Annotated in this window: 6 protein-coding genes and 2 pseudogenes; all 8 read left to right on the forward strand. The window is 47.9% G+C overall.

Going from position 1 to position 10751, the window contains the following annotated elements; translation table 11 throughout:
• Positions 1-474 precede the first annotated feature (474 nt).
• A pseudogene (locus Q0Z70_RS11725) lies at positions 475-582 on the forward strand (IS982 family transposase); the annotation flags it as partial.
• 197 nt (positions 583-779) lie between these two features.
• On the forward strand, positions 780-1943 hold the full coding sequence (gene nagA, locus Q0Z70_RS11730) for an N-acetylglucosamine-6-phosphate deacetylase (RefSeq protein ID WP_298074749.1): 1164 nt from the start codon (positions 780-782) through the stop codon (positions 1941-1943).
• A 34-nt stretch (positions 1944-1977) separates the two neighbouring features.
• A complete protein-coding gene (locus Q0Z70_RS11735) occupies positions 1978-3969 on the forward strand; it encodes a glucosamine-6-phosphate deaminase (protein ID WP_298074750.1) in 1992 nt (663 codons plus the stop codon).
• 342 nt (positions 3970-4311) lie between these two features.
• The gene (locus Q0Z70_RS11740) at positions 4312-5667 is read left to right on the forward strand and encodes a sugar porter family MFS transporter (protein WP_298074751.1); all 1356 of its coding nucleotides are present in this window, start codon (positions 4312-4314) and stop codon (positions 5665-5667) included.
• A 162-nt stretch (positions 5668-5829) separates the two neighbouring features.
• Positions 5830-8182, forward strand: a pseudogene (locus Q0Z70_RS11745) (beta-galactosidase).
• A gap of 141 nt (positions 8183-8323) precedes the next feature.
• The gene (locus Q0Z70_RS11750) at positions 8324-8659 is read left to right on the forward strand and encodes a hypothetical protein (protein ID WP_298074753.1); all 336 of its coding nucleotides are present in this window, start codon (positions 8324-8326) and stop codon (positions 8657-8659) included.
• 2 nt (positions 8660-8661) lie between these two features.
• Positions 8662-8874 (forward strand): sulfurtransferase TusA family protein, encoded by a 213-nt coding sequence (locus tag Q0Z70_RS11755; protein WP_298074755.1) that lies wholly within the window; start codon positions 8662-8664, stop codon positions 8872-8874.
• Positions 8875-8891: 17 nt separating this feature from the next.
• Positions 8892-10694 carry a YgiQ family radical SAM protein gene (locus Q0Z70_RS11760; protein ID WP_298074757.1) on the forward strand — a complete coding sequence of 601 codons (1803 nt, stop codon included), beginning with the start codon at positions 8892-8894 and terminating at the stop codon, positions 10692-10694.
• Positions 10695-10751: the final 57 nt, after the last annotated feature.

Raw genomic sequence — 10751 nt, forward strand, 5'->3', positions numbered from 1 at the left:
CTGTAACGGTTATTCAGGACTAGTCAATCTTGTCTTTATAGCTCCCAAATCACTTTGAAAATAATCCGGGAGGGGCTTAAAATAGTCCTGTCACACCAAGTAACAGATTATCAATAAATTAGTGCGACACCTTAGTACCTTTGGTAAACATTTCCGTGAAAAAAATAAAAAATACCTTTCCTTTAAAGACAGCCTATTTTTTATTTTATTTCAAAAAAGTTTGCACAGCTGCTGTCACTGTCGCAGCAACCGACTGTATATCAGCAAATTGGTGTGACAGGACTGTTTTAATCGTGCCAAAAACTCATTTTTCTTCCGTCTTTTTTCACGGGCAATTCATTCCGTCCTGACGTCGTGCTTGCTGCCCCTCTGACGAAGTGCTTCGTCCCCTCCTCATAAAGCACTGCATGACACCCTCACGAAGCACTGCGTCGGGACTTCAGGAAGTGCTGCGTGACCGCGGAAGGGAATAGAAGTTTCATTGCCGATTCATTGCCGGCTATCGCAGCCTGTTGTTGCATTGAAAAGAAACCCGCCATTGAAGTGAACTTTATCAAGGACGGGCAACCGGCTATCTTTTGATTTTATGTCGAACTCACATTAAATAGACCTATAAGACAATGCACCCTTCTCTTTAATACAAGTACTGTTTTTAGAGTATTTAAGACAAATACCTCTATCGAGTAGTGCATATTTGACAGAAAGTCGTTACTTTTGTAACTGGAAAAACGAATCCAACAAAAAACATTTAAGGAATAACAATCTAACCCCTAAATCCTATGCTGACTCAACTCATCAATGCCCGAATTCTTACTCCACAAGGATGGTTGAAAGACGGCTCCGTACTGATAAGAGACGGAAAAATATTGGAAGTAACCAACTGCGACTTAGCTGTTATCGGTGCCACACTCGTCGATGTCAAAGGCATGTATGTACTGCCAGGTGGCATTGAAATCCATGCTCACGGTGGCGGTGGACGTGATTTTATGGAATGTACTGAAGATGCTTTCCGCCAAGCAGTACAGACGCATATGAAATATGGTACGACCAGTATATTTCCGACGATGTCATCGTCTACTATTCCCATGATAGAGCAGGCAGCCGAAACCTGTACTAAGTTAATGGTAGAACCTGACAGCCCTATTTTAGGCCTTCATCTTGAAGGACATTACTTCAATATGGCTATGGCCGGCGGACAAATACCTGAGAACATCAAAAACCCAGATCCCAACGAATATATTCCCCTGATAGAACACTGGTCGTGTATCAAACGCTGGGATGCTGCTCCTGAACTTCCAGGTGCCATTCAGTTCGGTAAATACATTTCCAGTAAAGGTGTTTTAGCGGCCGTAGGCCATACACAAGCTGAATTTGAAGATATTCAGGCGGCACATGAAGCTGGATATACCCATGCTACACATTTTTATAATGCCATGCCTGGTTTCCATAAACGTCGTGAATATAAATATGAAGGTACTGTAGAAAGCATCTATTTGCTGGACGACATGACTGTTGAAGTCGTTGCCGATGGCATCCATGTACCGCCAACGATTCTTCGATTGGTATATAAAATAAAAGGAGTAGAACGTACCTGTTTAATCACAGACGCCTTGGCTTGTGCCGCCAGCGACAGTAAAGAGGCTTTCGATCCGCGCGTCATCATCGAAGACGGTGTCTGCAAGTTAGCCGACCGTTCAGCTTTGGCAGGGAGTATAGCCACAATGGACCGACTGATCAGAACCGTTGTTCAAAAAGCCGATATCCCGTTGGCCGATGCGATCCGTATGGTATCTGAAACTCCTGCGAAAATCATGGGTATATACGACCGCAAGGGTTCATTGCAACGGGGGAAAGATGCAGATATCATCGTTATGGATGACAACCTGAACATACGCGCCGTATGGGCAATGGGAAAACTTGTGCCGGATACATATACCATATAATTAGGCAATCCATTTACTTTAATACAATCCATTTATGAAGACAAATCTTAGTTCGCAAATCACTTTAAACAGAGTGTCGACGAGGTACTATCGCCCGGAAAATGCCTTTGAACGCTCTGTCCTGACTCGGTTGGAAAAGATTCCTACCGACATCTACGAAACAGTGGATGAAGGCGTCGACCAAATAGCCCGCGACATAGCCCAAGTAATACGTGATAAGCAAAAAGCTGGACGTTTCTGCGTATTGGCTTTGGCAGGAGGTAACTCTCCGCGCAATGTGTACGCGGCCTTAGTCCGTATGCACAAAGAAGAAGGGTTGAGTTTTCGCAACGTTATCGTATTCAATCTCTACGAATACTATCCACTTGCGCCAGATGCAATCAACAGCAATTTCAATGCATTAAAAGAGATGCTGCTCGACCATGTGGACATTGACAAACAGAATATTTTCAGTCCTGATGGTTCAATAGCCAAAGATACTATCTTCGAATACTGCCGCCTCTATGAGCAACGTATCGAAAGTTTTGGAGGTTTGGATATTGTTTTACTGGGTATTGGACGCGTAGGCAACATTGGATTCAACGAACCAGGTTCCCGCCTGAACTCTACCACACGATTAATTCTGCTTGACAATGCATCACGTAACGATGCAGCCAAAATGTTTGGTAGTATAGACAATACCCCTGTAAGTTCCATTACAATGGGTATATCCACTATTCTGGCTGCTAAGAAGGTTTATCTCATTGCATGGGGAGAAGAGAAAGCAAAAATGGTGAAAGAGTGTGTGGAAGGTCCGATTACGGATACAATTCCGGCCTCCTACCTGCAAACTCACAACAATGCCCACATTGTGACAGACTTATCCGCAGCTTCGAACCTGACACGTATTCAACGTCCTTGGCTGGTAACTTCTTGCGAATGGAACGACAAGCTTATCCGCAGTGCCATCGTATGGCTGTGCCAGCTGACAGGAAAACCTATCCTGAAATTGACAAACAAGGATTATAACGAAAATGGTCTGAGCGAATTGTTAGCCCTCTATGGTTCAGCCTATAATGTAAATATAAAAATATTCAATGACCTGCAACATACCATCACGGGATGGCCGGGCGGAAAACCGAATGCAGACGACACCTATCGCCCCGAACGTGCTCTTCCCTATCCCAAACGTGTCATTATCTTCTCGCCCCATCCTGATGATGATGTCATCTCTATGGGTGGCACGTTGCGTCGTCTGGTAGAGCAAGGGCACGACGTTCATGTAGCTTACGAAACGAGCGGCAATATCGCTGTCGGCGACGAAGAAGTGATCCGTTTCCTGCATTTTATCAATGGGTTTAATCAGCTATTCAATGATAGTGCAGATCAGGTCATTAATGAAAAATACGCGGAAATCCGCAAATTCCTTCGTGAAAAGAAAGACGGTGATATAGATACACGTGATATTCTTACCATCAAAGGGCTTATCCGTCGCGGCGAAGCACGTACAGCCTGTACGTACAACAATATCCCGTTGGATCACTGCCACTTCCTCGACCTGCCTTTCTACGAAACAGGAAAGATTCAAAAAAATCCAATTAGCGAAGCTGATATTGAAATAGTTCGCAATCTGTTGCGAGAGGTGAAACCTCACCAAGTCTTTGTAGCGGGTGACTTAGCCGACCCGCATGGCACACATCGTGTCTGCACGGATGCCGTATTTGCCGCTATCGACTTGGAAAAGGAAGAAGGTGCCGAATGGTTAAAAGATTGCCGTATATGGATGTATCGTGGCGCCTGGGCAGAATGGGAGATTGAAAACATCGAAATGGCAGTTCCCATCAGTCCAGAAGAATTACGTGCCAAACGCAATTCTATCCTGAAACACCAAAGTCAGATGGAAAGCGCTCCATTCCTCGGCAATGATGAACGTCTCTTCTGGCAACGAAGCGAGGATCGTAATCTCGGTACCGCTAATCTGTACAATAGTTTGGGACTTGCCAGCTATGAAGCAATGGAAGCTTTCGTAGAATATATTCCATTATAAAAACAAGTTGACTAATAAAAAACAGGAGAATGAAAGCAAGAACATGAATATCTCTTTTTCATTCTTCTGTTTTTATACATTCCTACACCTACTATCAGTTCCTCAAACAGCCCTATACGGTCACTGATACGCGAACTGTCACTCGGACAAAGATTCATAGGATAAACAGCATCCTTAGATATTCCATACTGTTCAAAGTCTCAGCAGCAAATATACACAATGAAAATGGGAAATTCAAGCAAAAAAGTAAGATTGTCCATATAAAGTATAAGACTTTCTATTGTTCAGTTTGCTGACAGTTGCTAATTTTGCAAACAAAAAACATATTTCCCATCTGAGCACATGAAAACGTACAACAAAGGATTTATTTACTTCATCTGCCTTGTATCAGCTATGGGCGGATTGCTATTTGGTTACGACTGGGTTGTAATAGGAGGCGCCAAGATTTTTTACGAACAATTCTTCAATATAGTCGACAATCCATTGATGCAGGGACTTGCGATGAGTATCGCCTTGGCAGGATGTCTCATCGGTGCATTAACTTCAGGGATGTTGGCCGACAAGCTTGGCAGAAAGCCTCTATTGCTACTTTCTGCTCTTATTTTTGTGTTAACAGCTTACGGAACGGGAGCATTCAGCAATTTCCACTATTTTCTATTGGCACGTTTCTGCGGAGGTATTGCTATCGGCATTGCTTCAGGACTCTCCCCTATGTATATCGCCGAAGTAGCTCCCACTCATATTCGTGGCAAATTGGTTTCACTCAACCAACTCACCATTGTCATCGGTATCTTGGCAGCACAGATTGTCAACTGGCGGCTGGTCAGCGACGATACGGCTTGGAATATTGAAATGGCTTGGCGCTGGATGTTCTGGGCAGCAGCGTTTCCTGCATTGGCTTTTTTAGTACTTGCCGCATTTATACCCGAAAGTCCGCGCTGGCTATCCATAACAGGACAACAGAAGCGAGCCGTAGCTATATTGACTCGCATTGGAGGTATGGATTATGCGCAAAGCGAGCTAACAGTCTTGCAAACAGATATGCGAAATAAGCAAAGCCAAGGCGGCTTATCTCTGCTTTTCAGTAAGCCATATCGTCGGGTCTTTCTGTTAGGCATTATCGTAGCCATGTTCCAGCAATGGTGTGGAACCAATGTCATATTCAACTACGCACAAGAAATCTTCCAGTCGGCGGGTTACGACGTAGACAATACGTTTATCAACATCGTTGTTACCGGCATTGCCAACCTGATATTTACCTTTGTGGCTATCTATACCGTTGACCGCTTAGGCCGGCGTGCATTGATGTTGCTTGGCGCGGGTGGCTTGGCTGGAATTTACCTTATACTCGGCACTTGCTACTATTTTGAAGTCAGCGGCATTTTCATGGTCATCTTGGTTGTAGCCGCCATTGCCTGCTATGCCATGTCCTTGGGGCCTGTCACCTGGGTATTATTGTCGGAGATTTTCCCCAATAAAATAAGAGGAGTAGCCGTAGCGACAGGAACGTTTGCTTTGTGGGTTGCCAGCTTCATACTGACCTACACATTTCCTTTCCTAAACAAAGCTTTAGGAACAGCCGGCACCTTCTGGATATATACAGCCATTTGCGCCGCAGGATTTATATTCTTCTCTTTCCATTTGCCTGAAACAAAAGGTAAATCGCTGGAACAACTGGAAAAAGAAATGGTTGGTTAATATCCCTAACAGCATAACGGTACTTATTAGAATAATATATCAATAACAAACTATAATTCTCAAGTCGTGGAAAAAGAAGAGCATCCATCTCTTTCTTAAATAGAAGCTGGAGATCATTCTTCCCACGCCAAAAGACATCTATTAACCCAATATAATATTTATATGAAGATTCATCTTTCGCTGACAGTAGTCCTGTGTTTATTGTGTACAAGTGCTGCTGCCCAGCATATATACAAACTAAATGCCCCTATACAAGAGAAAACCATCTATACTGGCCATTTAAAGTTGGGGGGGGACTTCGCCCGATGGCGGACGTATCGAAGTAAACAGCTATTACATGTCACAAAACGGCATACCCACTATCCCTGTCATGGGTGAATTTCATTATTGCCGTTATCCATGTGAACAATGGGAAGAAGCCATTCTGAAAATGAAAGCCGGTGGTCTGACCGTCATCCCTACCTACATTTTCTGGAACATCCACGAAGAACGTGAAGGCGTCTTCGATTGGAGTGGCAACCGGGACGTGCGAGCTTTCGTGCAACTCTGCCAAAAACATGGTATGAAAGTCTTGGTGCGCATCGGCCCTTTCTGTCATGGCGAGATACGTAACGGAGGATTGCCCGACTGGCTGTTTGCACGCCCTGTCGAAGTGCGCACCGATGATCCCAACTATCTGAAATACGTTTCACGCCTCTACAAGGAAATCGCTACCCAACTTGCAGGCTTGTATTACAAAGATGGAGGCCCCATCATCGGTACCCAAATAGAAAATGAACTGCAACATTCGGCCGCACCATGGGCAATCTTCTATCAAGATGAACCTGTCGATCGCACTGCCGCGTCCTATGATGCTTCGACGGTCTTGCCGGGTGTAGGCGTGCAAACCAAGCAGATCAGCCGTGAAGAACAGGGCAATCGCCACATGAAAACGCTGAAATGCATAGCCGAAAGAGCCGGTATTCTTACGCCACTCTATACAGCTACCGGATGGGGTATGGCAGCCGTCATCGGCAATGAAGCAATCCCTGTAACTGCAGCTTATACTTATCCCACCTGGACTCCTGCTGACCGCAAATCTTCCTTCTGCTTGTTTAAGGACATCCAGCGTAACCCGGACTATTCTCCTGTGCGTTACGATGGCGAAAAATATCCGTCGTTCTGTGCCGAAATGGGCGTAGGTATTCAGATGACTTATCCACGCCGCTGCATCGTAAAAGATGCGGCTGCAGAGGCTTTGATGGTACGCACCTTGGGAAGTGGAGCCAATGGCATCGGTTACTATATGTATCACGGCGGAATGACTCCCAAACAACAAGGAGGCGTAGGCTTCTTCAGCGAAGAACCCGGCTGCCCCAAAATCTCATACGATTTCCAGGCACCTGTAGGTGAATCCGGCCTGATACGCGACTCCTATCGTTATCTCCGTCTGCTCCACCTCTTTGTCAACGCATTCGGCAGCCGCCTGGCCCCTATGGAAACTGTTCTGCCCGAAGGCTACGAGCGCATTACCCCCGACGATCGCGAGACATTGCGATTTGCCGCCCGCATGAAGCAAGGTGCAGGATTTGTTTTTATGACCAATTTCCAAGACCACGATACAGCCCGCATCGACCAGAAAGATCTGCAATTACAACTGAACCTGAACGGTGAAGTGCTGCACATTCCCGCCCAAGGCTCTTTTACATTAAAGAAAGACGTCAGTGCCATCCTGCCGTTCAACTTTGCCATCGAAGATGCCCTGTTGAAATATGCAACGGCTCAGCCATTGACGTTGATTGAAGACAAGGGGCATCCACACTACATCTTCTTTGCTCCCGAAGGCATCGCTCCTGAATATTGTTTCGATCCGTCTACTCTGAAATCGGGACGGAGCTGTTATCGCCCCCAACCCGGTACCCAAAGTACCTTCCACATCACTACCCGTTCAGGCAAGAAAGTCTATATCACGACCCTGACTCGTCAGCAGGCCATGCACACATCGCTCCTCAACGGCCGCATCCTCATCACACAGGCCACTGTCTTGCCCCACACCGACGGCTTTACCCTCCTGAGCTTAGGTAAAAACGAAATGGATTATATTCTCTATCCTTCGAGCAACGGGTGGAAACCGCAGCATGTCGAAGTAGACAGCGTCAGCGTACCGACAGAAAGCCGCGCCATAGGCGGACGAAGGCTGGCCATACGTATCCGACAGCCCGAAAGACCTCAGGTCAATGAATACTTTCTGAAGATCAACTATGTGGCCGACGTAGCCATGGCGTTCATCAATGGTACGATGGTACTCGACCAGTTCTATCATGGAGCACCGTGGCTCATCGGCCTAAAGCGGTTCAGTCAATCGTTACAGGCGACTGGAGAGATGAACTTCTACTTCCGCCCTTTATCGAAGAACGCTTCATTTCTCAACGACTTGCCGCCTTCGGCCCGCCCCGATTTCAGTCGGCAAAGCAAAGTGCTCCGTATCGCCCGAATAGAAATTATCCCGGAATATAAAGTCCGCATCAAATACTAAAAACGAGTCTGCTGCTCCCCGTCCCAACAGTAAGCGGCATTCTTTTTTGTAAGAAAATCGACCCCACATAGCAGAATATATTGCGAAAGCACTATCTTTGCTGCAATCGAAGTATAAATATCAACCTTTAAACTAAAAGACATGTACGCCATACAAGCCAATGCAAGCGGAACGCGCAGCATCGAAGTGTCTGACGGACACCTCGCCACCATCCAGAAATACGGACTGTTCCAGCATCTGATTGACAGCAACGGTATCGTAGACGAAACGGTGCTCGACAAGCTGAAACTGAATATCCGTTCACTGATTGCCGTACAAGAGGAGGACAGCAAAGACCTGCTGGATCTTTGCATCGACGTCATCTACCACAACAACATGAAGGCTTTCGGACTTCAACAACTCATCAAGCTCTACCTGCAATGGTTGTCCGACCATACCCCAAAAGAAGAGGATGAGGAGAAAAAGGTAGAAGAATGAATATGAAAACCATTAACACGTGCGGCACGTCGCACTATAGTCCGCTCATTCCCGCCATCAAGGCCTTGTGTGAGGCTCCGTCCGGCGAAACGTTGGAGATTGTCATGGACAATGCCTCCGCCTTCAACGACCTGAAGGAATACTTGGCCGAACTACACATCGGTTTCCGCGAAATCTACGATGGTGAACAAATGACCGTGCAATTTACGAAATAAGGTCGTACCTTGTGTCCATGAAAGAATACAGACTGACAGACTGGTTGCCCACAACCAAAAAAGAAGTAGACCTTCGCGGATGGGACGAACTGGACGTGATTATTTTCAGCGGTGATGCCTATGTAGACCATCCCTCGTTCGGCGCCGCTGTCATCGGACGCATATTGGAGGCGGAAGGGTTGCGCGTGGCCCTCGTGCCCCAACCCAACTGGCGCGACGACCTGCGCGACTTCAAGAAATTGGGCCGTCCTCGCCTGTTCTTCGGCGTATCGGCCGGTTGCATGGATTCTATGGTAAACAAGTACACCGCCAACAAGCGCCTGCGCAGCGACGACGCCTACACGCCCGACGCACGCCCCGACATGCGCCCTGAATACCCCTCCATCGTCTATGCGCAAATCCTGAAGAAACTTTTCCCGGACGTGCCTGTCTTCCTGGGAGGTATCGAAGCCAGCATGCGACGCCTCACGCACTATGATTACTGGCAGGATCGCGTGCGCCCCAGCATCCTGGTGGATAGCGGTGCCGACCTGCTCATCTATGGCATGGGCGAAAAGCCCATTGTCGAACTGGCCCGCCGCATGACGGAGGGGCGACCGTTAGGCGATGTTCCCCAAACAGCTTACCTCGCCCGCGAGGTCAGTCCTGCGGAGGACGACATCATCCTCTACTCCCACGAAGAATGTCTGAAAGACAAGAAGAAGGAGGCCGCCAACTTCCGCCACATCGAGGAAGAGAGCAACAAGTACGCCGCCTCGCGCATTCTGCAAGTCACGGGCAAGCGAGTGGTGGTGGTCAACCCGCCCTATCCGCCACTCACGGCAGAGGAACTGGATCATTCATTCGACCTGCCCTATACGCGCCTGCCCCATCCGAAGTACAAAGGAAAGCGCATACCGGCTTACGACATGATTAAACACTCGGTCAACATCCATCGCGGATGCTTCGGAGGGTGCGCCTTCTGCACCATCTCCGCCCATCAGGGAAAATTCATCGTCAGCCGCAGCAAGGAAAGTATTCTGAAAGAGGTGAAGGCCATCATGGAGCTGCCCGACTTCAAGGGCTACCTGAGCGACTTGGGCGGCCCCAGCGCCAATATGTACCGCATGCAGGGCATTGACCTCAGCCTGTGCCGCAAGTGCAAGCGTCCTTCGTGCATCCATCCCAAGGTGTGCCCCAACCTGAATACGGACCATCGCCCCCTGCTCGACATCTATCGCGCTGTCGACGCCCTGCCCGGTATCAAGAAGTCGTTCATTGGCAGCGGCGTGCGTTACGACCTCCTGCTCCACGAGAGCAAAGACCCGATGGTGAACCGGAGCGCACGTGAATACATCCGCGAACTCATTGTCCGACACGTCAGCGGACGCCTGAAGGTGGCGCCCGAACATACCAGCCCGCGTGTACTCGACGTCATGCGCAAGCCGCCATTCTCCCAATTCAAAACATTCAAGCAGCTGTTCGACCGCATCAATCGCGAAGAGGGCCTCCGCCAGCAGCTCATTCCCTACTTTATTTCCAGCCACCCCGGCTGCCACGAAGAAGACATGGCCGAACTGGCCGTCCTCACCAAACGGCTCGACTTCCACCTGGAGCAGGTACAGGACTTCACACCTACGCCGATGACCGTCAGCACGGAAACGTGGTACACGGGTTACCATCCCTATACCCTCAAACCCGTGTTTAGCGCCAAGACGCAGCGGGAGAAACTGGCCCAGCGCCAGTTCTTTTTCTGGTACAAGCCCGAAGAGCGCCGTAACATCATCAACGAGCTGCGCCGCATCGGGCGGCCCGACCTGATAGGGACATTCATTAAATAGTATAAAATTAGCCAACTAATTAATACACAAATTATTGCGAATTAGTTGGCTTTTTTG

Origin of the sequence: uncultured Bacteroides sp., assembly GCF_947632445.1 — a bacterium.
GTDB lineage: Bacteria > Bacteroidota > Bacteroidia > Bacteroidales > Bacteroidaceae > Bacteroides.